The 24940-nt window shown below is 36.9% G+C and carries 25 protein-coding genes; 10 read left to right on the top strand and 15 right to left on the bottom strand.

Going from position 1 to position 24940, the window contains the following annotated elements:
• Positions 1-27: 27 nt before the first annotated feature.
• Positions 28-504, bottom strand: a complete 477-nt coding sequence (locus FGL31_RS29470) for an aminotransferase class V-fold PLP-dependent enzyme (protein WP_317131115.1) — start codon at positions 502-504, stop codon at positions 28-30.
• A 23-nt stretch (positions 505-527) separates the two neighbouring features.
• Positions 528-1064 carry an aminotransferase class V-fold PLP-dependent enzyme gene (locus FGL31_RS29465; RefSeq protein ID WP_317131114.1) on the bottom strand — a complete coding sequence of 179 codons (537 nt, stop codon included), beginning with the start codon at positions 1062-1064 and terminating at the stop codon, positions 528-530.
• A 178-nt stretch (positions 1065-1242) separates the two neighbouring features.
• On the opposite strand from FGL31_RS29465, the gene FGL31_RS21895 reads away from it, so the two are divergent.
• From FGL31_RS21895 to FGL31_RS22845, 10 genes are all read left to right on the top strand, one after another.
• Complete coding sequence (locus tag FGL31_RS21895) at positions 1243-2661, top strand: aminotransferase-like domain-containing protein (protein WP_138094460.1); 1419 nt, start codon at positions 1243-1245, stop codon at positions 2659-2661.
• Between the two features lie 2051 nt (positions 2662-4712).
• Positions 4713-4835 (top strand): hypothetical protein, encoded by a 123-nt coding sequence (locus FGL31_RS28535; RefSeq protein ID WP_262709204.1) that lies wholly within the window; start codon positions 4713-4715, stop codon positions 4833-4835.
• A gap of 24 nt (positions 4836-4859) precedes the next feature.
• A complete protein-coding gene (locus tag FGL31_RS21890; protein ID WP_138094458.1) occupies positions 4860-6518 on the top strand; it encodes a fibrobacter succinogenes major paralogous domain-containing protein in 1659 nt (552 codons plus the stop codon).
• A gap of 102 nt (positions 6519-6620) precedes the next feature.
• A complete protein-coding gene (locus FGL31_RS21885) occupies positions 6621-7064 on the top strand; it encodes a 3-keto-disaccharide hydrolase (RefSeq protein WP_232047081.1) in 444 nt (147 codons plus the stop codon).
• 125 nt (positions 7065-7189) lie between these two features.
• Positions 7190-7648 (top strand): MaoC family dehydratase, encoded by a 459-nt coding sequence (locus FGL31_RS21880; RefSeq protein WP_138094456.1) that lies wholly within the window; start codon positions 7190-7192, stop codon positions 7646-7648.
• A gap of 20 nt (positions 7649-7668) precedes the next feature.
• Entirely contained in the window at positions 7669-8247 is a 579-nt protein-coding gene (locus tag FGL31_RS27090) for a 3-oxoacyl-ACP synthase III family protein (RefSeq protein WP_232047080.1), read from the top strand.
• Positions 8216-8734 carry a 3-oxoacyl-[acyl-carrier-protein] synthase III C-terminal domain-containing protein gene (locus tag FGL31_RS27085; RefSeq protein ID WP_232047079.1) on the top strand — a complete coding sequence of 173 codons (519 nt, stop codon included), beginning with the start codon at positions 8216-8218 and terminating at the stop codon, positions 8732-8734. Before FGL31_RS27090 ends, FGL31_RS27085 begins: the two co-directional genes overlap by 32 nt.
• A 144-nt stretch (positions 8735-8878) precedes the next feature.
• Complete coding sequence (locus FGL31_RS21870; protein WP_138094454.1) at positions 8879-12118, top strand: SusC/RagA family TonB-linked outer membrane protein; 3240 nt, start codon at positions 8879-8881, stop codon at positions 12116-12118.
• Positions 12119-12128: 10 nt separating this feature from the next.
• On the top strand, positions 12129-13895 hold the full coding sequence (locus tag FGL31_RS21865) for a RagB/SusD family nutrient uptake outer membrane protein (RefSeq protein WP_138094452.1): 1767 nt from the start codon (positions 12129-12131) through the stop codon (positions 13893-13895).
• A gap of 66 nt (positions 13896-13961) precedes the next feature.
• The gene (locus FGL31_RS22845; RefSeq protein ID WP_171017764.1) at positions 13962-14138 is read left to right on the top strand and encodes a DUF6496 domain-containing protein; all 177 of its coding nucleotides are present in this window, start codon (positions 13962-13964) and stop codon (positions 14136-14138) included.
• A gap of 71 nt (positions 14139-14209) precedes the next feature.
• Here the strand turns inward: FGL31_RS22845 and FGL31_RS21860 are convergent, their stop codons facing one another.
• The 13 genes from FGL31_RS21860 to FGL31_RS21805 form a co-directional block, all read right to left on the bottom strand.
• Complete coding sequence (locus tag FGL31_RS21860; protein ID WP_138094450.1) at positions 14210-15430, bottom strand: enolase C-terminal domain-like protein; 1221 nt, start codon at positions 15428-15430, stop codon at positions 14210-14212.
• A 90-nt stretch (positions 15431-15520) separates the two neighbouring features.
• Positions 15521-15937, bottom strand: coding sequence for an SRPBCC family protein (locus FGL31_RS21855; RefSeq protein ID WP_197734365.1), 417 nt, complete (start codon positions 15935-15937; stop codon positions 15521-15523).
• Positions 15889-16023, bottom strand: a complete 135-nt coding sequence (locus FGL31_RS28530; RefSeq protein WP_262709203.1) for a hypothetical protein — start codon at positions 16021-16023, stop codon at positions 15889-15891. The genes FGL31_RS21855 and FGL31_RS28530 overlap by 49 nt, the downstream gene beginning before the upstream one ends.
• The gene (locus FGL31_RS21850) at positions 16020-16346 is read right to left on the bottom strand and encodes an ArsR/SmtB family transcription factor (RefSeq protein ID WP_138094448.1); all 327 of its coding nucleotides are present in this window, start codon (positions 16344-16346) and stop codon (positions 16020-16022) included. The genes FGL31_RS28530 and FGL31_RS21850 overlap by 4 nt, the downstream gene beginning before the upstream one ends.
• A 452-nt stretch (positions 16347-16798) precedes the next feature.
• Entirely contained in the window at positions 16799-18040 is a 1242-nt protein-coding gene (locus tag FGL31_RS21845) for a BamA/TamA family outer membrane protein (protein WP_232047078.1), read from the bottom strand.
• 2 nt (positions 18041-18042) lie between these two features.
• Complete coding sequence (locus FGL31_RS21840; RefSeq protein WP_138094444.1) at positions 18043-18840, bottom strand: hypothetical protein; 798 nt, start codon at positions 18838-18840, stop codon at positions 18043-18045.
• A 7-nt stretch (positions 18841-18847) separates the two neighbouring features.
• Positions 18848-19276, bottom strand: a complete 429-nt coding sequence (locus FGL31_RS21835) for a hypothetical protein (protein WP_138094442.1) — start codon at positions 19274-19276, stop codon at positions 18848-18850.
• 105 nt (positions 19277-19381) lie between these two features.
• Positions 19382-20410, bottom strand: a complete 1029-nt coding sequence (locus FGL31_RS21830) for a hypothetical protein (protein ID WP_138094440.1) — start codon at positions 20408-20410, stop codon at positions 19382-19384.
• Between the two features lies 1 nt (position 20411).
• Positions 20412-20879: a GAF domain-containing protein gene (locus FGL31_RS21825; RefSeq protein WP_138094438.1), complete on the bottom strand. Its 468-nt coding sequence runs from the start codon at positions 20877-20879 to the stop codon at positions 20412-20414.
• Positions 20876-21706 (bottom strand): hypothetical protein, encoded by an 831-nt coding sequence (locus tag FGL31_RS21820; protein ID WP_138094436.1) that lies wholly within the window; start codon positions 21704-21706, stop codon positions 20876-20878. Before FGL31_RS21820 ends, FGL31_RS21825 begins: the two co-directional genes overlap by 4 nt.
• Before the next feature lie 26 nt (positions 21707-21732).
• Positions 21733-22692, bottom strand: a complete 960-nt coding sequence (locus FGL31_RS21815) for a metallophosphoesterase (RefSeq protein ID WP_171017762.1) — start codon at positions 22690-22692, stop codon at positions 21733-21735.
• A 219-nt stretch (positions 22693-22911) separates the two neighbouring features.
• A complete protein-coding gene (locus tag FGL31_RS21810) occupies positions 22912-23682 on the bottom strand; it encodes a YjiK family protein (RefSeq protein ID WP_138094432.1) in 771 nt (256 codons plus the stop codon).
• Entirely contained in the window at positions 23682-24842 is a 1161-nt protein-coding gene (locus FGL31_RS21805) for a Pycsar system effector family protein (RefSeq protein WP_138094430.1), read from the bottom strand. The genes FGL31_RS21810 and FGL31_RS21805 overlap by 1 nt, the downstream gene beginning before the upstream one ends.
• Positions 24843-24940: the final 98 nt, after the last annotated feature.

Genomic DNA, 24940 nt, shown 5'->3' with positions numbered 1-24940 from the left:
AGTTTTCATATTCCTGCATAACGGCTATTAAAGTTTTTGCGCTCCCAATAGGTAGTGCATTGTATAATGAAGCCTAAACCCACCGTAATCTGCATATTGTTTGATGCCCACAACCTTGCGTTCTGCCGCGAAATCCAAAAACTCCTGTTCGTGTTCGGGATTGTTAGGTAAAAAGGTAACGTTCATTCTGCTTCGTTGTGAAATGTTGCTAACTCTGCCTGTAAAAAGGCTGTTCCTGTCAATTTCCTTATAAAGCAATCCGCTTTTTTCAATGTTTCTTTTTTCGATAGCCGGGACGCCCCCTTGACTTTTCAGCCATTTGAGATTGAGCGAGGTTGCATAAATAGCGAATACCTGAGACGTAATGTAAAGCGGCTTATTATCTGCAGGTATCGCATAGTTTGATATATTGGGTATGTTTCGGTTTACTTTATCCAATATGTCATTTCTTATAATAATTATCGACACACCTGGCACCCCCTGCATTTTTCTGTTCGCTGGCATATATCATTCCAAATTTTGTAACATCAATTTCCGAACTCAAAATTTCCGATGACATATCGCATATAACGGGTACAGATGTTTTTGGCACAACCAATAGCGTTTGTTCCATAGATTGTGTTGTTAGACGTGTAGTGGAAATGGGTATTATCTTCGGGAATATAGAAATCTGTGGGAATTGAACGGTATTCGTCATCTTTCCCCGATGCAACAACATTGACCTTTCCGTCAAGTCTCGCCTCATTAATGGCTTTGGATGCCCAAACGCCACTATCAAGAAAAGAAGCTTCGGTAACATTATTTAATAGGTTGAGTGGGATTTGCACAAAATGCTGACTTGCTCCATCTGCAAGAAATAGTACTGTATACTCTTGGGGAATACTCTTCAGCTCACGCAGAAGTGCTTCGGCTTCGGTAAGAATGTCAGCAAAGACAACAGACCTGTGTGATGTTTCCAACAAGGAAAGTCCGGTGTTGTTATAATCCCTGATTGCATCAGCAGTCTTATTGTACACGAAATCGGGCAATACGGCAGGTCCGGCACTGAAATTATGAATTCTCATTTTATAGAAGTATTAGATTGTACAAATTTAAAGCTGAATTTAGAATAAACACAGTCACAGTTTTTGATATTTTAGTGGGCACAGCTATCTTTGTGAGGTTGAAATTGATTTCATATTACATATTTGTAATAATAAATTGAAACTTGGACAGGGGACAATCCCAAATCTATATGTTACGATGAAAAAGGAGTTTTTATATAATGAGATAGCAGGTAATATTGCCAACAAAATTAGAACAGGTGTGTTGAAAGCAGGCGAACGCCTACCATCTGTAAGGAAGTTGAGCAAGGAACATGGAATTAGCATTAATACGGCGAAAAGGGTTTTTCTTGAACTGGAAGCCCAATCACTTGTACAGTCAAAACCGCAATCGGGTTATTTTACCAGTCCATTGAATTATTTAAAGCTACCGTTACCCGAAATAAGTCAACCTGTACCTATTGCCAATATCCGGGAACCGGACGAATTAATGAACGGAGTTTATTCAACAATGGGGCGCAGGGATTTAACCCTATTTTCTATCGGTGTACCATCCGGCAATCTTCTACCATTGGCAAAGCTAAAAAAAGAAATCGTACTTGCCACGAGGGAACTGAAAGAGGGTGGAACAGAATACGAGCCACTACAGGGCAATGTGAAACTCCGTAGGATGGTGGCAGTTCGCTCGTTGGCTTGGGAAGGAAATTTAAAGGATGATGATGTAGTTACTACAAACGGTTGTATGAATGCCTTAGCGTTATGTCTAATGGCTTTGACCAAACGGGGTGACACCATTGCCCTCGAAAGTCCATGCTATCCCGGTATCCTCCAACTTGCTGTTAGTTTAGGATTGAAAGTTTTGGAAGTAGCTACACATCCTGTAACGGGAATAGACATTGATGCATTAACAAAAATGTTACCTAAGATAGATGTATGCCTTTTAGTACCTAATTTCAATACGCCTTTGGGATATTGTATGCCCGATGAAAGTAAAAAAGAAATTGTAGCCCTGCTGTCAAAGTATAATATTCCGCTTATTGAGGATGATACTTACGGGGATATTCATTTTGGTAATGAACGTCCGAAATGCTGTAAGTCTTTTGACAGGGATGGTAATGTCCTGTGGTGCGGTTCGGTTTCCAAAACACTTGCCCCCGGGTACCGTGTAGGTTGGGTTGCTCCGGGCAAGTATAAGGAGCAGATACTTAAACTGAAACTTATACATTCTCTATCTTCGACCTCTGTCATTAATGAAGCGGTAGGAAACTTTATAATGACCGGAAGATATGAGAACCATCTTCGTCACTTACGCAGGACATTACAGGAAAATTATCAGAAATGTGCAGATGCCATAGCAGAGTATTTCCCCGAGGGAACCAAGATAAGCCGACCACAGGGCGGACTTGCCTTGTGGGTGGAATTTCCAAAAGATATAGATACGGGAGAATTATATAACTATGCACTTAAAAAACAAATAAGTATATCACCCGGAAGGATTTTTACACTACAAAACCAGTTTCATAATTGTATGCGTCTCTGCATTGGTTTGCCCTGGACAGATGACCTAAAGTTAAAATTGAAACAGCTTGGTAGCCTTGCAAAAATGATAAGGAATTAGCTTAGTCTTGCCGTATCAAATGCTGTAAATCGGGATCATTCTTGATGCGTTCCCATTCGCTTTCTACAATATATTTAATGTACGATTTTTATTGCCTTAAATTTCCAAAAACGTGTTCGAGTTTTATACCAGCGGGGTTACTATCAAAAAAAGTCGGATTACTTGCGTAAATCGGCTCTTTTGCTTTCCTTAGGGTGGTTTTGGAACATCCTCCTTACCCGTTTTGAAAACCCTCAAAACGGTGTGTTTTGCATAGGTTTTTGTTGAACTTCACGTAAAACCGCCACAAATACGTCACAAAGGTTTTCGTGGTAATGAAAAGATTATGGCAACCGTAGGCGCAGAGGTTTATGAACACCCCAAAAAAGCAGATGGAACCTACAATGTAAAAATTAGAGTCTATCACAAAGAGGAAAAAAAATTATCGACACTCCTCATTTCATTTCCCAAAAACAACTCGCCAAGGTGAAAGGAAAAATGAATTTAGTATTAAAGATCCTTTTGTCCTTGAAATAGTTGACAAGAAACTAAAGGACTATCGTAAAACAATCAGCCAGCTCGAGGAGAAACTTGACTTTTTCACCGCGGATTCATTAAGGGATTATCTCCAAAAAAAAGATGAAGAAATTGATTTAATCAAGTTCTGTGCGAACTATATTCAACAATAGACGGATGACGGTCGTGATGGTTCTGCTGCTAACCATCGATCAGTCCGTAACCATCTCATTGATTTTTTTAAGCGAGGAACTGTCTCAATGCGTTTGCTAGCTTTATACCGACAGCATTTGCTACATTTATATGGCATTAGCGTATAGTTATTGACAAAAAAATAACAGCTAGCATTTCCAATTAGATGGAGAATTTCAAAGTGAAATTTTTATAACAAAACTTAAATAGATTAAGGTCCCCTGGAGAAGGAGACCATTAATCAACCAATTATAAACCTATGTTTGTTATGAGAGGGCAATTTTAGTAAAAATTAACGTTATTAATGTATTTCACGTAAAAGTAATCATTTTTTTTAATTAATACTGTGTTTTTAGATAAATAAATTGTGTTATGTTACCATTAATGTTGTGATGATTTGGATTTTTATTGATTTTTATCAAGAAATTATTAAAAAATCATATATTATTTTGATTAATGAGTTGTTTTGTGAAAACAAAACGCACGTTTATGTCTATAAAATCCTGTTAGTTGTATTTTTTAATATATAGAATGCATTGTTCGAATTAAATTTATAAATTTTAGCGGTTAAAAAAGGTTTTAGTTTGACTTTTTTATTTTGAACATGCTTTAGACTGTTTTTTTTTGTTCTAAAGAAAGCTTTTTATTGATTTTATTGCTGGTTGCGGGTTGTCTGTTCCCTAAAAATTTTTTTTTTAGTAAGACTAGCGAGTTAAGATAAATACAAGGAAATATTTTCGTTTAACATGGATCTTGAACATTATATTGACCAGCAACTTTACAAACACATCGGGGAAAAAGGGAACTGTTAAATTCAATACAAAATTGAATAATTCGATGTCAAAAGGGATAGTTTACGGAGTGCCGGATCAATTTATGGTGCTATTACATTTAACCTGCCATTTGTTAACGTCCTGTCTCACCCTAAAGGTTCTTAAACTGTCCTACAAACGATCAAGGATAAATCCTGCCTAAGTTAATGGGTGGGAACTAACTTTTGAACAAAGAGCATTCCCGAAAGTATAATTATGGTAGCATGTATAAATGAAGAACAGTATATAACCTACAATCCAGGATTTTTAGTATGGGACAATCTGGACGATAATAAAAATAAAATGGTCTGATCAAGAGAATTTGTTATTCTTCAAGAACATAAGTAATAACCATTACTGCTGTAGCATAAAAACTACAGAATGAATTTCACATTTCACACAACACTTAAAACAGGAGTAAACCAATTAAGTTTGCGTGGTTTTATTAAAAACCGAATCAAATAGTCAAATACTAAGTTTTTAAAAATGTCAAAATATAGCACAATTGGAAAATCTAAAATTTATATTTCCCCAAAGATTACAATTTGTAAAGTGGAGTTAGAAGGGTCTATTGCCGCGGGTTCTGCTAAGATTTTCCCTATGGGAAACAATGGAGATTACCAAGTGGATGAAAAATGGACTGAAGATAATTTTACCCAGGATGTAAGTTGGTAAATTAAATAAACAATAAAAATTAAGATGAACGAGTTTATATCAAAGCAAAAAGTTTTCGCGTCAATTTTGTGCATCAGCCTTTTTTTTCTTTTTTCATGTTCTGAAAAACAGGATTTTTCTGTAAATGGAAAGGCAATCCTCAGCGTTAACTTAATTGGAGAATCAATCAAAAATAGTAAAGCAACCTCTTCTGGAAATAATAACCAAAAAACTTTTAGGGCTTCTCACAATGGCATGCAAAAAGTGGCGTATGAAAAGGGCTATCAAATTAAGTTTGATAAAGATCATGTGGTGGAAGTAATATTAAATCCAGTTGAAGAAATAAATTTTGTCAATGAATTTCAGGGAGAGAGTAATAAAGAATTGAGGGCATCTAACAACTCAACTTCTATACAGCAGGCTCTGGGAAGCAATATAAAATACCATGTTGGAATTTATAAAGGTGATAATCTAATACAACAAAAAACATTCTCTCCAAATGGAACTAATACACCCTTTACCGGTCTTGATGCGGGCTCAGGTTACAGTTTAGTTGCTTATTCATTTGGTAATACTTCAATAACTCAGATAAATGCATCTCAAAAACTTAGCGAAGCTTCTATACCACTTGAGTCGGATACAAAGTTTTTGTACTTTTTCAAAGGCAACATCAGCTTTTCGGGTGAAACAGAGAATAAAGTTGACGTAATACTGGACAATAAAATAGCTGAGATTAAAACCATTAAATTGAATATAAATTCAGAAAAAATTTCTGGGAACTTCAATGCTATTAGAAATGTGTATTTGGAATCGCATGGTGAGGGCAATGCTAAACTAGCTGATGGAAGTCTAAGCTTTTCGTCAAATTTGATTGAGAAAGGATTTGATTTTCCAGCAACAGTCAATAGTAGGGAAATTATTTCAACAAATTCCCTTCCTGTTAAGATAGCAATTCCATCTGGGACGACAGGTGCTGTTCTAAAGATCGAATCTCTATCTATTGGAGGTGTTACAAAAAACAATTTGGAAGTACCTCTGAATATTATTCCAGGAACCCGATATGAGATTACATTGAACATAAAGGAGTTTTATAGTGATGGCATACAAATAGGAGACCTTATTTGGGCTCCTGGGAATTTAGTGTCGTTATATAATGGAACCTCCTGGACATATTCATTTCTTTCAGATCAAGATCAATATTACAAGGACGAAAAGTCAGGAGATTTTTGGATGGCGGGAAAAGTTATTCCCGGAAGAAGCTTTACTAATATGAACTCTCCGATTTCTAGATATAATGGTTACCCCTCTGGTGATCCTTGCTCAAAAGTTTCCCCAGATTGGAGGACTCCTACCAAGGGTGATTTTCAAAAACTATTTTCAGGTGCAAAGTCTAACGGTAATCCTGGTATCCCTGGAACCTATGGTGCGTCATCTATTAAAGGTAGGTACTATGGTCCATCCAGTCTTGTGGTAATTCCTTCTGATATTTCTGAACAGAAAAAATATTTATTTCTTCCGTATACTGGGACTTTTAGGAATGGAAATATCAGCCGAGACATGCTGGACGGTGCTAATTATTGGTCAAGCACGGCTGAGTCAAACGAAAACTACAATTCACTTCATGTTAGGCAGGGATATTCCAGTTTAGGAGGATGGTGGAAACTTGAACTTAATCCCATTCGTTGTGTAAAAGATGCAATATAATCAGATCTAAGTCTCACCTTAAAGACATTGGTTTACGTAGTAGTTTTTTAAACCCCAGAAATGTTTATTATATACTGGTAATGAATATAATATAGAGGTGTTATGTTTCATTCTCAGGATCCTCGGACGATTTTGAAGGAACAGGACTGGCCCATTTCTGTTGAGATACAGTTGTTGGCGGGCTTAGGAGATGGAAAACCAAGACCAACAGGCAATATGTGTTCGCCAGGGACTAATGTAGTCTATAAGGGGAAAATTGCAGATTCGCATTGTTTGAATTCAACTTCCAAGACTTATGATAAAGATCAATGGGTAAAAGGTGAATTAATAGTTTACGTAGACTCTTTGATACAACATATTATTGAGGGTGATACTGTTCTAGAATATTCCAAACCTCAGATTGGAGGAGGAACCGCCAATGGTTTTGACCCTAAGATCAAGGTCGACGGAAAACTGTTGAGCAGTGGATTTATCGCACTTCAGAGCGAAGGTCAACCTGTTGACTTTAAGAATATTTGTATTAAGGGATTATCCAAACCTAATTAGAAAATTAACTTTATTTACCGTAGATTGTTTTAGCTTACGTAAGATTAATGCAATAGAATTCCTATTTGATTTAATTAATGTTTAACTTGGTTCTTCTACCATACAAATTAAAAACTCAAAGAAACATGATTGTAATTAACAATTTTGAAGAATATAAAGCCCATGAAGGAAAGGTTCTGGGAGTATCGGACTGGCATAAAATTGACCAAGAGCAGATTAACCGTTTTGCGGATGCTACCTTGGACCATCAATGGATACATACAGATGAGCAAAGAGCCAAAACAGAAGGACCATTTAATTCGACTATTGCCCATGGATATCTTACTCTGTCGTTGATTCCTTACTTATGGAAACAAATTGCGGACGTGAGGAATGTGAAAATGGAAATCAATTACGGGATTGAGAACTTCAAATTTGGACAAGCAGTCCCTGTAAATGGTGAAGTGCAATTGCAAGCAACCGTAAAATCTATTACTAACCTGAGAGGAACTGTAAAAGCTATCATTAATGCTAAGTTATTGATTAAAAATCAGGCCAAACCGGCATATCAAGGGGATGTTATTTTTCTTTATCATTTCAACTAACATAGAATTTCTAAATCAAGATGCTGAAATCTAAAATAATTGCAACAGGGGCGTATATACCGACAGAGATTATCCCGAACGAGAACTTTCTGAACCATACTTTTTATGATGCTGATCAAAAACTTATTCGACAGCCAAATCAAGAAATAATCCGAAAGTTCAAGAACATTACAGGGATATCTGAAAGAAGATATGCTGAAAAGAGCATAAAATCTTCTGACATGGCTAGTATTGCGGCAAAAGAAGCAATTATGATAGCAGGAATAGATCCTGAAACTATAGATCAGATTATTGTTGCGCACAATTACGGCGATATTGATTCATTTGCCGGAACTCGTGAGATGGTTCCTTCCTTAGCATCCAAAGTCAAGCATAATCTAGGCATCAAGAATACGAAGTGCATTCCTTATGATCTTATTTTTGGATGCCCTGGCTGGCTGCAAGGTGTTATCCACGCGGATTTAGCAATCCGTGCCAATGAAGCAAATACCTGTCTTATTATTGGTGTTGATACTTTGTCGCGGATTTTAGACCCGGCAGATCGTGATAGCATGATTTTTTCTGACGGTGCCGGAGCTTGTATCCTTCAAAAAAAATGAAGATGACAACAGTGGTATTTTAATAACTGCTGCAAGATCGCATTCTATCGAGGAACTGGATTATATTAGTTCTGGTGGAGGGAATTGCGGCACTAACAATGATACTAGCTTTATTAAAATGAAGGGTCGCAAGGTATATGAGTATGCTTTGACCTATGTGCCCCTAGCGATGAAGGAGTGTTTTGATGCTTCTGGGGAAAATATAGAAAATCTTAAAATGGTTTTTATCCATCAAGCCAATGAAAAAATGGATGAAGCAATAGCATCTAGATTCTTTGAGCTATATGGCATAAATGAAATGCCGGCGAACGTTCTTCCGATGAATATAAGTACGATGGGAAATAGTTCTGTTGCGACCATTCCTACGCTATTGCATCAGGTATTGAAAGGGGAGATAGGTGGATATTCCCTGGAAAAAGGTGATCTTGTACTTTTTGCTTCAGTAGGAGCGGGGATGAACATCAATGCGGCTTGTTATCGAGTTTAGGGGGAGTATTTCGATAGGTTTTACTTAATTCAATGTTATGTTTGTTGCAACAAGCATAGTTTGTTAACATATTGTTAATATTTAGCTGATTACATCTTAATGTATTACTTGTAGGTTTGGAGAATAATCTAAATCTACTATCCGATGAAAAAACACAGACTGCATGCATTGTATGTCTTAGGCATGGCGCTAACCTCATTTTCTCCAATAATGGTATTTGGAGGTAAAATGGCCAATGCAGAAACATCAATCAATCAACAAAAAGAAATTACTGGCCGCGTGTTTGATGCAACCGGAGTTCCTTTGTCAGGAGTTACAGTAATAAACCTACAAACCCAAGCATCAGCCCAATCAAATGAAGATGGATCGTTTAGTATTTCTGCTGAAAATGGTCAGCGATTGCGTTTTAGCTACCAAGGATTTGTTTCGCAGGAATTAACGATTCAGGATCAAAGCCAGGTTACTATACGTTTGGAGCTTGACAATACAGCCTTGGACGAGGTAGTTGTGGTAGGTTACGGAACACAAAAGAAAGCTAATCTAACTGGGGCAGTTGACCAAGTTGGTCCTGAAGTTTTCGAAGGTCGACCTTTAGCAAATGTCAGTCAAATGCTTCAAGGGGCTGTTCCGAACTTGAACATTATGCCTGCCGATGGTAAACCAACAAGAGCACCTAGTTTCAACATTCGCGGTACTACTTCAATAGGACAGGGCGGAAGTGCCTTGATCTTAATTGATGGTGTAGAAGGCGATCCTTCTATTTTAAACCCAAACGACATTGAATCCGTATCTGTCTTGAAAGACGCGTCCTCAGCCGCAATATACGGTTCGAGAGGTACTTTTGGGGTGGTATTGATTACCACAAAAAGAGCAAAAGAAGGGCGTAGCACCATTAATTATTCTGGTGGCCTGACTTCACAGTCTCCAACTACTTTGCCCGATTTTGTTACTGATGGTTATACCTATGCAGAGCGATTCTTCGCTGCCTATAATGCATGGAACAACTATTCTTCTATTCCAAGTAAATTGAACAAAACACAAATATTTACTGTGGATTGGTTGGAAGAATTCCGCAAAAGAAAAGAAGCGGGTAATACCGAAACTGTTACCGTTAATGACAATGGTGAATATGTTTACTATGCGAATGAAGATTACTATGGCGCATTGTTAAAAGACAGAACCTTTGTACAAGACCACAATCTATCTGCGAGTGGTACTTCTGGAAAAATAGATTACTTCTTGTCAGGTAGGCTTTTTGATAATTCTGGTCTGTATAGGTACAACACTGACACATATAAGAGTTACAATACGAGAGCAAAAGCTGGATTGCAAGTGACCGACTGGCTGCGAGTAGAAAATAATATTGATTATTCATTTGTCAAATATCACGACCCATCCACAGCTGGTGAAGGTGGAAATATATGGAGAAATATCGCAGATGAAGGTCATCCTTCTTCTCCGATCAATAATCCTGACGGTAGTTTTTCCTTTTCTGCAGCATATACTCTTGGTGATTTTATCTACGGAAAGAATGGGACGGATTTCGAGAAAAAAGACCTTAGGAATACGACCTCCTTTGCTACCAAGTTTTTCAATAATACCTTTAGAATAAAAGGGGACCTAACATTCCGTAATAGAGATTATGGTTCTACTCGCGTTCGTGTACCCGTTCCTTATAGCGTAAAAGAAGGTGAAATTATTCCTTTAAAAACAGGAATGAATGATAATATTTATCAAGTAGCTCAAGAAACAAATTATTTGTTTACAAACCTATATGGTGAATATGAAAATACATTTGCCGAAGACCATTATTTTAAAGGATTGCTGGGTTACAATTATGAGCAACAGCGTTATAATTCCACCTATATTACCAAAACAGGTTTGTTGACCACAGATGTAGATAATATTAATTTAGCACTTGGCGATGCGGTCCAAGCAACTGCAGGATATAATAGATACCGACTAGCAGGTTTATTCTTCCGTTTAAACTATATCTATAAAGACCGTTACTTGTTTGAGGCAAATGGTCGTTATGATGGTTCATCTAAATTCCCAACCAACGAACAGTGGGCATTCTTCCCTTCTGTTTCTGCAGGTTGGAGAGTTTCTCAAGAGCCATTCTGGGAAGTTAGTCCTGAAGCCATTTCTGAATTCAAGATCAGGGCATCATATGGTTCGCTAGGAAATGGTAATATTGCTCCTTATTCATTTTTGGATCTATATAATATCAATGCTTCAGGCAGGGTTTTGGATGGCAGAAAGAACATGTATACCAGTGTTCCTACTGTAATTCCTAACAACCTGACTTGGGAGACTGCCAGAACTGCCAACTTAGGGGTCGACCTTACTTTCTTAAACAACAAAATCAACTTTACTGGAGATATCTACCGTAGGGAAACATTGAATATGTACACTGCTGGTCAACAGTTGCCGGAAATCTTTGGAGCTACTTCTCCTAAAGGTAACTATGCAGATATGACCACCACTGGTTTTGAAATGACCCTTTCTTATCGCGACCGTTTTCAAATTGGTGAGAAAGAACTAGGGTTTGGAGTAAAAGCAACCTTGGCGGATTATAGATCTACGATTGATAGATTTAACAATGAAACAGGTAATTTGAATGATTACTATGCTGGAAAGAAATACGGGGAGATTTGGGGTTATACCACACAGGGTCTATTTTCATCACAAGAGGAAATTGACGGAGCACCTAAACAACCCTTGATCAAATCATCTAATTCAGGCAAAATTTATCCCGGTGATATTCGATTTGCAGACTTGGATGGAAATGGCGTTATCGATTATGGTAGCAACACATTGGATAATCATGGTGATTTGTCCGTGATTGGTAATGAAGAACCAAGGTATATTTATGGACTTAATCTAAACTTAGATTATTCGAATGTTTATTTCTCTGCATTTTTTCAAGGAGTTGGAAAACAGGATTGGTACCCAAGTAATGAATCAATTTTCTGGGGACAATATAACCGACCTTATAACAACTTGCCTACTTGGCACCTAGACAATTATTGGACAGAAGACAATATGGGGGCATATTTTCCAAGATACGCAGGTTACAATACTTCTTTAAAACAAACTACCCAAACACGTTATCTTCAAAATGCAGCTTATATCCGTTTGAAAAATATTCAGTTGGGCTATAGTTTCCCTCAAAGCTTTGTCTCAAAACTTAAGTTACAAGGGTTGAGAGCTGGATTATCTGCTGAAAACTTGTGGACTTGGTCTCCGCTGTATAAGCGAACTAAGGATATTGATATTGCTAATATCGGAAGTTCTGACCCTGATATAGGTACAGGAAGCGGTGATGGATTTAACTATCCGACTATGAGAAGTATTAGTTTCAACTTATCTATCAATTTTTAAGAAGTAAATTATGAAAAATATATTTTTAGCATTAAGTATTTCAGTTCTTTTATTTACTTCATGCGAACTAAACGAAATACCAGAAGCTACTGCAACGGAAGATGATATCTTCGGCACAGAAAGTGGCTTAAAAACATACAGTTATTCTTTCTACAACAATATAACATCAGGTTCGGATGCATTCAAAGGAGATGCAATGGCTGATTATGGAGCAGTTAACAATCTGAACGATTTTATTGTCGATGGTTCATACTCTGCAGAAACTAGTACAGGCTGGTCATGGTCTGCACTGCGGAATATTAACCATTTCATTGTGAAATGCAACAACCCCAATTTAAGTGAGTCTGTCAAGAATAATTATATCGGAATAGCTCGCTTTTTCAGAGCTTGGTTCTATTATAATATGGTGGTTAGATTTGGAGACGTACCTTGGGTAGACCGTCCATTAGGATTGGAAGATGAAGAAAAATTGTATGGTAAAAGGGATTCTAGGGTGCTTATCATGGAAAAAATAATGGAGGACCTAGACTTTGCCTATGCTAATATTGCTGCAACTTCTTCTGATGGTACGTTAGTAACTAAATGGACTGCGATGGGTCTTAAGTCAAGGGTAGCATTGTTTGAAGGAACCTTCAGAAAATATCATAAAGAATTGAACTTAGCCTCCACTGCAAATCAATACCTGCAATTGGCAGCAACTGCTGCTGAGGAGGTAATGACTAAAGGTCCTCATAAATTAAATACCGCTGAAGGTCCTGATTTGTCGCAAAGGCAGTTGTTTATCAGCACAAAACCGGTTACCAATGAAGTTATGTTGGCTGTGGCATTCAGCAGTGAATTAGCCATCATGAATGATGCAAACTGGTGGTGGACTTCAGCAACTTATGGTCCTAGATACAGTTTGGTAAGACCTTTTATCAATACTATCCTTAATATTGATGGAACGCCATATACGGACAAAGCAAACTTTATGACCGAAGAGTTTTTTGAAGAATGTCAGAACAGAGATAAACGGCTTGCTCAACTCATCCGTACCCCGGGGTATAAGAGAGGCGGTGCTTCAGCTCCACCGAATTTTGCGAGCTTCACCTACACAGGATATCAACCGATCAAATATACAATGGATGATCCTTCTTATGATAATGGAGGAACAAATACAAATGCTGTACCATTAATGCGCTATGCAGAGATTCTATTGAATTATGCTGAGGCTAAGGCTGAACTGGGCACATTGAATGATCAAGATTGGGCGAAAACTGTTGGGGCATTAAGAGAAAGAAGTGGGGTGACAGGAGGTACAAAAGTATTGCCATCTAAAATTGATACTTATTTACAAAAGACATTCTTTTCTGATGTCACCAGCCCTATTATTTTAGAAGTAAGAAGAGAGAGACAGGTTGAGCTTGCTTTAGAAGGCTTCCGGTTCAATGATCTTAAGAGATGGAAAAGAGGGGAGTTGATGGCAAGTCTTCCTTGGACTGGAATTTATGTTCCAGCATTAGACAAACTGATTGACTTAGACCATGATGGTAAAGTGGATGTTGTATTTTTTGACGGTAACAAGGAAGCGCCGGGCATTTCCGTACCAGCAGGAGTAGCTAAGGTGCCAATCGGTGGAAAAGCCAATAATTTTCAAACGATGACATCCACCAATCACCTGGAATGGTTTAAGGCTCAACCACGGACATGGTATGCGGATGGAAGGCAGTATCTCTACCCAATTCCAGCCAATTCAATTGTATTAAACCCTCAATTGGATCAGAATCCAAATTGGTAGAATTTTGACATCAACGAATTAACTTTCTCAAGTGTTCATTGAATAAGAACATTAATTCAAAACGCTATGGCAAAGTATTCAGAAAAGGCATCTGATAAGGTAGAAAAATCGATGCACGAGATGAAAGAAGGAAAGTTAAAAACTGGAACAGGCAAGAAGGTAACCTCTAAAAAACAAGCAGTGGCGATTGGATTGTCGGAAGCTAGGAAAGAGGGAGCCAAAGTTCCAAAAAAGAAATCTTGATAAGACAATAATTCAATTGTCAACAGAAAGAGCAGGAGATTTTAATTCCTGCTCTTTTTATTTTGTGGTTACTAACCTATCGTTTTGAGTAGTTGCATTCCAAATCCTGGGAGCTTGGGCGGAATCAGTTTCCCATCTTTAACGGTATAGGCTGTCAGGTCTACATCCTCAGAACTGCTGGTTACCCCTTCTATAGTGACTGTATTTCCTAACCCTCCGGCTAGGTGTGCGGTATAGTTTGTTTTTAATAATGATCCCCAAGCGTGTGGCGATGCATAGGTACCGGTTTTCACCAATTCAGGCATCATTTTGCGCCAGTTCGTAAATCCGAGGCCTTCAATATCTGTAAGTTGAACATCAAGAAGCTTCTGCTCAAACAGTTTTTTCAGGAATGCTTGATCAGGATCGGCTTCTCCATCGGCTAAAAGTGTATTTAGTTTTTCTGCTTTTACAAATTGTCTTAGTTTTTGGTAATCTTCGACGGTCTCATGAAAGGGTTCTTCGATCCAAAACAGCTTAATGCCAGCTATAGCCTGTAAATATTTTATGAATTCATCCGAAGTAAAACCATTATTGCCATCTACTAAGATTTCACAATCTGGAAATGCTGCTGCAACGGCTTTGGTTACTTCGATATCACGTTTTAATCCTTCAGTAGCAGGCATCCATTTGTGACCTCTTCCAATTTTCAATTTAAACTGTCTATAACCAACACCATAGTCAAACTGGCATTCTTCCAAGATGCGGTCAATCCCGGCAGGTTTATCTTTGGGTTCTAGATCATCGAAATAAATCATGCCACTATAATACTTGGTAATAAATGGATCTTTTTTGCCAAGAAGTTCATATACTGGTTTTTGTAGGATAACACCGGCGAGGTCATGCAATGCAATGTCAAAAGGGATGTTTTTCTCAGACAAGGTTCCTGTTTTTGTTGAAAAGAGGTCTGATACCTTCTTTCCTATCAGTTCTGGAATTAGCTTTTCCGCGTTTTGTTTAGAGCCTCGCAGGGATGCCCATCCCATTGCACCTTGGTCGGTGCGCAGAACACAAATATCTAGATCTGGACCATATCCATGTAAATCAAGCTTAGCATTCTTGCCTACAAGTCGAGGATAATTTAATTTTACCCGAGAAAAAACAACGCTATCTATTTTATGTAACGCTAGATCCTTTTGTTGGTAGGGTAAATCTAAAGAGGAAAGTATATCTGTTCCGTAGGATTTAGAAGATATAAGCATGGATGAAGCCAGGCTTATATTTAAAGCATTTATAAAGTCTCTTCTTTTCATAATTTAGGTTTATGTTGTTGATAATTAGGGCTTAATTTACAACATATTTTTAAATGTTATGTTTGAAGAGCGTGTTATAATGTTGTTACATTAACGTTTTAGCTGTTCTAAGAGTTCATCTAAATTTTGTAGACTGGCGTTCATTCCTTCTTTGAATCCATGGGTTGCCATATATTCCAAGACTTCCAAACTTCCATATTCAGCTGACACCTCAACCAATGTTTTCCCCTCTTTTTCACTAAATATATTGGTGCAAGAAGTTCTTGGAAAGTTTGGGTCCACTAGCCCTGTTTCATCACTGAATCCTCTTAATTCTATAATTTTTTGTTGTGGTTCTATTTTTTGGTAATCATATCTACTCCAATGTTTTTCTCCTTCTGGGCTGATCATCGCATATAGCCAAAATCCACCTTCACGAAAATCCATTGTTTTGGTCTCTGCATGCCAAGGTTTAGGAGTTACCCATTGTTCAAGGATTGAAGCTGTAGTCCATGCTTGCCATACCAAGATAAATTTGCATCGAATTCACGTTTGATGTGAATCGTTTTGTTTTCCTTATCTACGGAAAACTCAAAGAAAGTTTGGTTGTTCATTTTTTCTGGTTTTTTAGGTTTTCTAAAACACTATCCAATTGGTTGAACTTAGTTTCCCAAATCTTGCGGAATTGTTCCAACCATTGGTCTATTTCCTGCATTTTGTCTAATTCAAGCTGATAATAAATCTCGCGACCTCTTTGTTCTTGGGTGATCAATTCACATTCAGACAAAATCTTAAGATGTTTTGAAATAGCCTGTCGGGAACTCTGGAAGTGCTCCGCGATGGCATTAGGGGTCATAGCTTGTAAGGCAATTAATGCAATAATTGCTCGGCGAGTAGGGTCTGCAATAGCTTGAAAAATATCTCTTCTGGTTTCCATTGTACAACTATTTGGTTTCAAATATAAGTGCAATCATTTGGTTTCGCAAATAATTGTTCAATTTTATTTTCACTTCCTAAGTGAAAAGGAGAAATAACCAAGGGACAAGGTGTGTTAAAGAATTAATTGGGAAAGCAATGCCTATTATGGATGGACAGCCTTAGAAGATTCAGGAGATAAAAGTTTTGGGAGGCTTTGGTCTTTAAAATCGTTTACTCCAGATAAGGGTTTTTAGGGATATTAATAACTTTATATCCATTTGACTTCATTGAAATTAAAACATTTGTATTAGGGGTTTTCTTAAAAACTATTATTGCCAATGTTTGACTTGGTACAATTCCTAAGTTGCATAATATATCGCGGGTTGCTTAAGCAATAATTTCACCTATGTATATGTGTTTTAATTTAATTTAACATTTGACAATAAATAGAATCAAAAATTAACCCTTGATTTAAAAAGACAGTCCCATTCTAATATAAGGCAAGACAGCCTCTTTGCTTATTCCAACTGTAGCTTGGATGGTCATTAAATCGCCCGGCATAAAGTATATTCCTCCACCAGATCCCATATGCCATTGGTCTGACTTTTCTTCTGGCATCCAAACTCTTCCGATATCATAAAAACCTATCAACCCAACAGTTCCTGGTAATAAATAAGAACTGAAGCTAAATAACTTCAGACGTGCATCCAAATTATTATATAGCGCAGTTTTTCCGGTAAATCGTTGTGAATTAAACCCTCTTAATGACAGTTCACCCCCAATTTGTGCATGTTGATAAAAATATGGATCGCCCCAAACAGCTTGTACACCTGTACGGTTTGCAAACGTCAATCGATCATTAAATACAGTTTTGTAAAAACTAATCGTGTTCTCTAAGCTTGTGTAATTCCTCTTCTGTCCATTTATCTCTGATTTCCAATCTAGACGTGAGAATAATCTCATGCCATGTTTAGCATTAGATTTATTGTCTCTCGTATCATAGTCCAACCCAACAGTGGCTCCTGTGAAAAACTTATGGTCAAAGATGTTTTCACCAGGATTGGTTTGGTCAAATTTGGAGAAAAATTGTTCGTCATTGTTTTTAGCTTTACTAGTATAGAATTCAGAACTAGAACCATAGAATAGTTTTGCATTTTCAATTGGAGAATACTCTAGAAATATATCTGTATTGATCAAATCATAACGATTTCTATAGTACGATATACCTAAGTCGCCGCCCTTTTGGTAGATTGTATTGTTGCCATAACCAAAGAAGTTACTTTGATTAAATGGTCCCAACGCTTTAAAATCTATAGCTAGATCTTGTTCACCCACAATCTTCTTTACATTTCCTTTATACTCAAAAATAAATGACCCTCTACCAGTCAGATAGCTTGCCAAAAATTCATGTCTATAAGCATACGGTGATTTGCGAAATCCTTGGTTCTCTATTAGATATCCTGCGCCAACAATAAAACCTCGGTCTATGCCATAATTTAAATTGACCAATACGCCTTTGCGGTCGTAAACAAAATTGTCATATTGATATTGATGTACAGAACTGTCGTTTTTTAAACGATATTTAATATCCTTAAGATTATTGAGTGTATTACTTTCCTTAATTTTGCTATCGTACAAGTAAGTTCTTTTTCCATTTGAAAAAGCATCTGTTGCACTAAATTTATCATATTCCTTACCTCCGATCAACCGCAATTTTATAGGAGATTTCCCACGACCATGCAATTTGTATTCATCTCACCTGCAATGCCATATATTCGAACTTCTTTGGTATCCTCCGCAAAGAATCTCCTTTTTAATATTCTAGCACCTTCAGTACCATCTTTCTTTTTATTGTGAACATCAATAGTAATGCTGCCATCATTTTCAAAATCAACATCAATAAACTCTCTCTTTCCAGACAATGGCAGATCCACTACCTTGGCAAGTGATTTATAATATTCCAGTCCTGTAGTTTTCAGCTCATCTCTTCTAGACTTGATATTTTTCTCAAGCTCGGGGGCACTTAATTTAACGATGGTGTCAGGCATTTGAAGCATAGCCTGGCGAATAAGTGAATCTGTTAAGGTATTTTGAACGAACTCGATCTGTTCTATCCAATCTTTTTCACTCAAATGATTTAAAAAGAAACGATCGAAATGCCGAGCATTGAAATTCCAATGGGCTACATTGCGGATATGGGGGCTGAAGGGCTGTAAATGAGCCTTTAACCATTGCATGGAAAGTAAAACGGGGAATATTCCAGAGGTTTTATAATAGACTTTGTCTCTATCGCGAGGAACGGGAGTATATATTTTCTTGCCTTTTTCCTTCTCGGGATCCCATCTCCAATTGTCCTCATGCCTATCCCAATCTCCAAGTACAAAATCCAATAATCTTGCTCTCAGTGTTGTCTTTTGATCTACTTTATTATCATTGTCTTCCAATAATTTTGATATGACCTTAGCTGTATTGTCTGTTTTTTCATTTTCGAATGGCATCCTTGCCTCAAACATATACGGTCTATTTTTTAAACATAGTCTGGTATTCACCAAAAACGGGATCATCAGCTACAAATACAAGTTCAGGTGAGGCATGTGGAATATCTAATGCCCTGTTAAATGTTGGAACAGTGAGAGCTCCAAATGGATGTGCAATTGAAATTTGATCCTGAACGATATCTTTGGCAATGGTTTTTCTAAGGCTTTCTGGCAAACTTCGTTCTGGAAATTTCTGAATAGACCTCAATACCCATTCAACTCCGTTTGAATCAACCAAGCGTAGTGATTGGGTCTGCATGCCACCTCCTAACTTGACAACCTGTAAGCCACCTTTCTCCTTGGAAAGATCCATTACACGCATCTTTACAGGAGTATTGTATAATTTCCTATAGCTATCTCCTAGCCAATATCTGTGGACTGCACCGACTTGGTCATATTCTGGAGCAATCACAGTAACTATGCTATCTTGGGATTGCCAAAAAGATTGCTGCTCGAAATCGTAATAATGAAGAACAGTAAATATTTTCTCTTTAAGAAGTGCATTACTTTTATTTGGTTAATTATGGTTTTCTAAATTAATCTTGACACGCATCGCTTTAAGATCACTTATACCCTGCAAATTCTCTAAATCGAATTCCTCAATAAATGAACTTATAAATCCCATTTCTGCAACCTCAGCTAAACAGGCCTTTAATTCACCGGCAACTTGATGCCTGCTGTAAACAATTGCGATAGTACCCGGTTGTACAAGCCTCTCTGAACTGTTATTGATATATGCCTTGTCTATTCTCTTTTTAATTATCTGATACCTGATATTATAAGAACCTTCAACATCAAACCTGCGTTCATCCTCCCGGAAACTAATGTCAATAGGATTAGGGTGGATAAAAATCAATTGAGTTGTCTCTAAAGGAAGGCTAAGTCTGTCTTTTAGAAAATGAGTTTTTTTGCCTATCAATGCAATATTGATGATCTGTTGCTTTCTGATTTCCTTTAATAGCTTTGGTTTAAAAGGAACCATAGGAGAAATGGATTGACCCATATAGAGATCATATTCAATACCATCGGTCCTGAATGATTCAAAATAAGAAGGGTAAATGGATTGAACCTTTGAATTAAAATCTTGCAACTCAGATTTTATAGTCTGATTGACAGCTTGAAGAGATTTTTCAAACAATTCACTGCTAGAAAAGAAATCTTCATAACTATATTTTAATTTACTTCGAAAATCGTTTAAATAGGGAATGGAGTCTGGAATTCTCTCACCTAACTTTTTTATAAACTGATTGATATCTTCTTGAAAAAAAGCAAGAATATCTAACATGTAATGATCCAGATTTGCTCCTTGCACCCATTTCTTAACCTCTTCAAAACGAATCAAGAACTCATTGTCTATTTCAAATCTTTCCTCAATCTTCAATGCATGGATAAGTTTTTCTACAAACTCTAATCTAATCTTTAGATCATTCCGGTTAGATTCATTTCTAAGTAAGCTTGAGTCTTTAACATCAATAGCAGCATAAAAAGGATATACCTGTTTAAAGATGATCTTTTCCTGCTCTACTTCCTGAGTATGATTTAGCACATCACCTAAATATTGTGCTGCTACTTGATTGAATTTCCATGCTACAGCAGGTTGCAGTGCGGTATATCGATGTTAATATGATGTTGTTGAGCTCATTCCTGAAACTGAGTACAATTTCATTCGCCAACTGTTTCATCAAGTCATGAAAAGATTGAACCTGAATCAACATATTCCTCGTCAAAACGGTACCTTCATTTGAATAAACTTCAAATAATCCCACCAAGTTGTGATTGCTCACTAAAGGGAAACATGCATAGGATACAATGCCGGAATTCTTAAGGACATCCTTTAATTTGGAATTCTCTGAATCTATGCCTTCTTCCACCCCAAAAGCTAATATGGTAGGATTTTCTAGGTATTGATATAAAGCACCTTTGTTGTAGTAATGCTCATAAAACAAATCATCTCTGAGGATAACGCTATTTTTTCCCAATTCGGGTGAAAGAATAGGGGTGTCATTTAGTTTCAAAATAGGTAAAACGAAGTCTTAACTCCGTTTTTAGTTAATATACCTGCTAAGATCTCGTTTAACTTGGCTAGACCATCATGACCTTTATAGATACTGATATTGTTGATTAAGTCTTGCAAATTCTCAGTTATATATTCGTTCTGGAAATCGCGAATAGTACAAATCGTAAAGCCTGAAAAAGTAAATTTACTGAGATCGAATCTTTCTAAGATTGGAATGATGTCTTCATACTCAACCGTTTCTTTATTATTTAATGAAGTTAGATCAATTAAGGGCATCTCCCCATTAACCTTGATCTCCACAAAGGTAAAGTCCAACTCGAGTTCGTAATAATGTCTGAACTCGTTTATTTTCTTGAAAAACCTTGTGTTTCTTCGAATTGGTGTTATATCGAAAAACCTTTCCAAAACGAGCAAGAACAATTGCTTATTGATAAAATCAAAATCCCAAAGACCTTTGGCATTATGCGGAGATATTTTAAAGAAATCTGTCTCTACAAGATTAAAGAATGATTCTGTACCATAAAACACTCTGTCAGAAACAGGAAATCCAAGCCCCCATTTTACTTCTTGATCAGCAGGAATCCCTTTTGCTAAGTGGTACATAAGTTCAAATACATCTACATATGACGACAGGTTTTCTGCAGTAATGTCCCCAAAATCTTTAAATTTTATTTGAACTAATTCATATGCTAGTTTGGGAACAAGCATGCCAGGCTGATTTACTTTCTTTTCTAAATACTTTATGAATGGTTGTAAAGACAAGGTCTCCACAAGATTACCGTCCTGATGAATATCGTTATCAATATGAACAGTTTTTAACAGCATAAAATTGAATTTGGTCGGGGAAATTATTACGGCTTGTCCTTAAAGTCCACAACCGTTTCATATGATTTTGTTAAGGAATCCTTTGGATTATCAATATAATAGACAACCTTGATTTCATTGCCCTCAAGGATATCGATCATACTAAATCCCTGTTTGTTATAGCCATATTTCAGTGGTTTTCTTTTGTGAATGTGGGATTGTTTTGACCCCGATCCACTTACCACTTGACGTATCTTTCCCTTTTCTATATATTGAAGCCCGTGGTCATGTCCTGAAATAAATAGTACCTTGGGATGATTCTCCGTAATTGAGGTTGCCCTCTGTATCAATTCTTGATAGAGAGGATGCTTTATATCTTCAGGAGATTTAGTGACATGGGTTCTGAACAATGGGTATAGTGAACCTATTCCCGGCAATGGAATATAGAGCGGCGGCCAAGCATCTGTCAAAGGGAAAATATGATCTTTCCAACTGTATATTAAACTATGGTCGCCATAGGTCACCATAGGATGATGGGAAATCATCAAAATGGTCTTATCTAAATTTTCATTGACCATTTTCCGCAAATCTTCAATAAACTGATCCTTTTCAGTATCAATACTTTTATTATGGTGTGGAAAGAGCCAAAATTCACTGTCATAAACAATGGCAACAACCTTATCCGTAATTTGTATGATTTCTGGAGTCAACATACCAGCTTTTGGTAGAAAACGGAGATCCTTGTCATTGAAACTATGTAAAAACTCCTCCTGAGCTTTTAGTTTGGCAAGTCCATTTTTACCAGAATGATCCCAATCATGATTTCCAGCCAAAAAATAAACGGGAACATTTAAAGATCTAAAGCCTTCAAACTGTGACCGCAAGATATTACCAGTCTCTTCACTTTCGGCCGCTGTCAATCCCATACCTGATGGATAAATATTGTCACCTATGAAGAAAGCCTTTGTCTTGTCCTTAATGGTTAATTTATTGGCGTATTGAATCAAAAAACTCTGCTTACTATTGATTTCCCCGGCATCTCCAAAGATGATTAATCTTTGCGTTATCTCTTGGGAAAATAAAAGCTGAAATAAAAAGAGAAAAAATAATGATAAATAAAACCGCATTATTCACGAATCTGGTAAATAAAAGCATTGTGAGCCTTATTTCTCTCACTGCTGATAAACATAGCGTCTTGATTGTTAAAATTGATCCCTTCGGGTTGTTCAAATTGTTTCTTTCTTGAAATTGATAACCTCCAACGGATTAAGGCTTTCATCCAGAATCAAGATGATATTATCAACTGAAGAAAGAACATACCATTGATTGTTTGAGTTTCTTTTGCTCAATGCCGAAGGTTTCAAAGATTTAAATTCTTTCGAATTCAGTTTATTCACAGCGTTCAGGTCAATGCTGAATGAACCATTTAAAACAACCTCACCTTGTTCTAGAATATTTAAACGATAACCCGTTAATGTACTTTCACCTTTATCTATAGAACAAGATTTACAAAGTACGCTTAGGCTATTGGTTTTGCTATCATAAGCTAATGATTCATATTCACCCTTTCCCAAGTTTTTTGAATCAAATTTTTTGACCTTCGCTTGATCTACATCCATGCCAATAGGAAAACTAAAAATACTGCCATTGCTTTGCAGAATATAGAAATATTCACCATCAGTTGTGATCTCTTCGTAATCAGCATCAGGCCCAAATTCAAATTGAGATACGATAGATCCGTTTTTTAGATCATAGGTATACACAATCCCAGCCTCATCCTGAATGGCATAGACGATATTGTTGTCATTTGACAAAAACGTAAATCCTGAAATTTCATCTAATTCACTTGGCAGGGTAAACTTTTCCTTTACTGAAACTGCTTTTGCAGAATCTATATTCTTTTCGTTTTGCTTATTGTCTTTGTTGTTAGTTTGTGACTGGCAAGATGCTAGGCTTGAAAGAAACAGCAAATTAATTAAAAACTTATATCCAATCATTATTTCGAAAATAATACCGCAATACAGAATGCAGCAATTGATAATACTAATCCACACATAAAAATACCGTAGGCATAGCGTAATAGCTGATACTTCCTGCCAAGTACAACCCCTTGAGAATAAACATCTTTTGTGAGCATGCCATATAGAAAATCCTTGTCATCCATGGCTTTATTCATTGCTCCTTGATAATCTTCAAATTTTGTCTTGTAGAAGTTTCCAAAAAACAACAAATTCACAGACTTGTTTTTTACTTCCTCCTCACTAAAATATCCTGTTGGGATTTTGGGGATGGTAGCCAATATGGCCAAAACCATAGTAGATACAGATGTAGACATCAGTAAAACAGTTGGGATAATCAGATGGGGATTGCTGTCCAAAGCCTTTAATAATACAGCAACAACGATTGATAGGATAATTGAGTTGACAGTAAGTAGAATATTGGACTTGTTATCTGCCATGTCGCTCAAGCGCTGACTATTTGCAGATGTTATCCTGAACATGGTTTCAATTCCTCTTTCTGGTTTTTTTAATTTTTCAGTCTCAACTTCTAGTTTCGTCAATGCTTTCTTTTGTTTTTTCAACAAACCTTCAAGATTCTTGGCTTTACCGATATTCAATTTCTTCTGGGCATATTCCGTATGAAAAGAATGTTGATCCATAAGTTGTATGGTATGATTGCGCCAAGTTGATTTGTCGATTTTAGTTCCATTGCTATATTCGTACTCCTGCAGCATCAACTTATTGCGTCCCTCAAAATCTTGGGTACCCAAATGAAATAAATCTGCATCGCATAAGATGCTTTCCAAAAGGTTCCTAGGAGATTGAGGCATTTTAGTGGCTAGAATACAGGATTTTACTCTTTGAATAACTAAATCTGAAACATTGTGCGCTGTCAAGAAATCCTCAGCAATCTTTGTACTGCGCTCTTCATGACCCTCAGCCCCTCCGGATAAATAGCCTGTATCATGGAAATAAGCTGCACAAACAACAATAAATCGGTCCTCAGAATTTAAAGAATAGTAATCGGCCATTTCCTGAGCTGCCATAACAACATCTTTGGTATGATGACCATTGTGAAAACAATATTCCGAAGCTTGCTCCGGAACCAATGTGAGGAGATAGTTTTCTATCTCAGTTATTAAAATTTCATAAACCATATAAAAACAATCTCTAGCTGTTTTTTTGCAATATTACAGAGATAATACCTTATAAATGAATATCTAATGAAAAATGACCTTTAATAAGCAAATTTTGC

Origin of the sequence: Sphingobacterium daejeonense, from assembly GCF_901472535.1 — a bacterium.
GTDB lineage: Bacteria > Bacteroidota > Bacteroidia > Sphingobacteriales > Sphingobacteriaceae > Sphingobacterium > Sphingobacterium daejeonense.
The sequence above is the reverse complement of the archived record's forward strand: the minus strand, read 5'-3'. Positions and strand labels throughout refer to the sequence as shown.

What these genes read in the sequence shown, in the direction of transcription:
- FGL31_RS29470 (WP_317131115.1), bottom strand. Translation starts at nt 504, where the DNA reads ATGCCAGCGAACAGAAAAATGCAGGGGGTGCCAGGTGTGTCGATAATT.
- FGL31_RS29465 (WP_317131114.1), bottom strand. Translation starts at nt 1,064, where the DNA reads ATGAGAATTCATAATTTCAGTGCCGGACCTGCCGTATTGCCCGATTTC.
- FGL31_RS21895 (WP_138094460.1), top strand. Translation starts at nt 1,243, where the DNA reads ATGAAAAAGGAGTTTTTATATAATGAGATAGCAGGTAATATTGCCAAC.
- FGL31_RS21890 (WP_138094458.1), top strand. Translation starts at nt 4,860, where the DNA reads ATGAACGAGTTTATATCAAAGCAAAAAGTTTTCGCGTCAATTTTGTGC.
- FGL31_RS21885 (WP_232047081.1), top strand. Translation starts at nt 6,621, where the DNA reads ATGTTTCATTCTCAGGATCCTCGGACGATTTTGAAGGAACAGGACTGG.
- FGL31_RS21880 (WP_138094456.1), top strand. Translation starts at nt 7,190, where the DNA reads ATGATTGTAATTAACAATTTTGAAGAATATAAAGCCCATGAAGGAAAG.
- FGL31_RS27090 (WP_232047080.1), top strand. Translation starts at nt 7,669, where the DNA reads ATGCTGAAATCTAAAATAATTGCAACAGGGGCGTATATACCGACAGAG.
- FGL31_RS21870 (WP_138094454.1), top strand. Translation starts at nt 8,879, where the DNA reads ATGAAAAAACACAGACTGCATGCATTGTATGTCTTAGGCATGGCGCTA.
- FGL31_RS21865 (WP_138094452.1), top strand. Translation starts at nt 12,129, where the DNA reads ATGAAAAATATATTTTTAGCATTAAGTATTTCAGTTCTTTTATTTACT.
- FGL31_RS22845 (WP_171017764.1), top strand. Translation starts at nt 13,962, where the DNA reads ATGGCAAAGTATTCAGAAAAGGCATCTGATAAGGTAGAAAAATCGATG.
- FGL31_RS21860 (WP_138094450.1), bottom strand. Translation starts at nt 15,430, where the DNA reads ATGAAAAGAAGAGACTTTATAAATGCTTTAAATATAAGCCTGGCTTCA.
- FGL31_RS28530 (WP_262709203.1), bottom strand. Translation starts at nt 16,023, where the DNA reads ATGAACAACCAAACTTTCTTTGAGTTTTCCGTAGATAAGGAAAACAAA.
- FGL31_RS21850 (WP_138094448.1), bottom strand. Translation starts at nt 16,346, where the DNA reads ATGGAAACCAGAAGAGATATTTTTCAAGCTATTGCAGACCCTACTCGC.
- FGL31_RS21840 (WP_138094444.1), bottom strand. Translation starts at nt 18,840, where the DNA reads ATGTTTGAGGCAAGGATGCCATTCGAAAATGAAAAAACAGACAATACA.
- FGL31_RS21820 (WP_138094436.1), bottom strand. Translation starts at nt 21,706, where the DNA reads ATGCTGTTAAAAACTGTTCATATTGATAACGATATTCATCAGGACGGT.
- FGL31_RS21810 (WP_138094432.1), bottom strand. Translation starts at nt 23,682, where the DNA reads ATGATTGGATATAAGTTTTTAATTAATTTGCTGTTTCTTTCAAGCCTA.
- FGL31_RS21805 (WP_138094430.1), bottom strand. Translation starts at nt 24,842, where the DNA reads ATGGTTTATGAAATTTTAATAACTGAGATAGAAAACTATCTCCTCACA.